Source organism: Herbaspirillum sp. B65 (genome assembly GCF_000333555.1).
In the GTDB taxonomy this organism is placed as follows: domain Bacteria; phylum Pseudomonadota; class Gammaproteobacteria; order Burkholderiales; family Burkholderiaceae_D; genus Herbaspirillum; species Herbaspirillum rubrisubalbicans.
In genome coordinates, this window is the sequence record NZ_BADI01000294.1 from 1 (window position 1) to 1,277 (window position 1,277).

Annotated in this window: 1 protein-coding gene; it reads right to left on the bottom strand. The window is 62.2% G+C overall.

The window, feature by feature from the left end; all coding sequences use genetic code 11:
* A partial coding sequence (locus I5W_RS07675; RefSeq protein WP_044528788.1) for a phenylalanine--tRNA ligase subunit beta occupies positions 1-1,277 on the bottom strand: 1,277 nt, incomplete at both ends.

Below are 1,277 nucleotides of genomic sequence, written 5' to 3' on the forward strand. Positions count from 1 at the left end.
GAGGCAGGTCGCGTTGCTGCAGCGCTTCGGCATCCACTTCGAAGACTACCGGTGCCAGCGGCAGGTCGTACTTTTGCTGCCACTTGGGATGCAGTTCGCCGATCACGCCAACCACCTTCTCACCCAGCAGCACCTGGGCGGTACGGCCAGGATGCAGGGCCGGATGTTCGGCCTTGACGAAACGCAGCGTGCGCGGCGCGAACAACGCCTCCAGATCGGCCTTCACATCGAAGTAATCGACATTGCGGCTGGCCTGGCCCCACTGCTCCTCGGCCACCGGACCATAGGCCAGTGCGGCCACGCGCTTGGGCTGAGCGAAACCGGCCACGGACAGCGGGCCATCGACGACCTCGGCATCCTTGTGGAACACGGCCCCCACTTCGAAGACGCGAATGCGCGCAGCCTTGCGATTGACGTTGTAGCGCGCGTTGGCGACCAGGCCGGCGATGAGCGAAGAACGCATCACGCTCATCTGGCTGGCGATCGGGTTCAACAACTTGATGGGATCGACGTTGCCGCCGAAATCGGCTTCCCAGGCGCTTTCCACGAAGCTGAAGTTGACCACTTCCTGATAGTCCTGGTCGGCCAGGAGACGGCGAACGGCAAACAGGGAACGGGTGTTTTCGGGGGCAATGCGCATGGCATTGGCAGCCACTGGCGGCAAGGCCGGGATGTTTTCGAAACCGTAGACGCGTGCGACTTCCTCGATCAAATCTTCCTCGATCTCGAGGTCGAAACGGTAGGACGGCGGCGTGACCGAGAACAGGCCCGGCTCGTAGTCAAACGACAGACCCAGACGCTTGAAGATATCGGACACCATCTCATCGGTGATCTCCACACCGATCACCTTGGCCGCACGAGCGGTGCGCAGCGTGACCGGTTCGCGCTTGGGCAGGTTGACGATCTGGTCATCCACCGGGCCTACGCGGGTCTCGGCGGTGCCGCAGATTTCCAGCAGCAGCGCGGTGATACGTTCGATGTGATCGACTACGGTGGCGAAGTCGACGCCACGCTCGAAGCGGTGCGCGGCATCGGTGGAGAAGTTGTAGCGGCGTGCACGGCCCTGGATCGCTTGCGGGAACCAGAAGGCGGCTTCCAGATAGATATTGGTGGTTTCCAGCGAGACCGCAGTGGCATCGCCACCCATGATGCCGGCCAGCGATTCGATTTCCTTGTCGTCGGAAATCACACCGACCCATTCATCGACTTCCACCGTATTGCCGTTGAGGAGCTTCAAGGATTCGCCCTTGCGGGCCCAGCGCACGTCCAGGCCACCA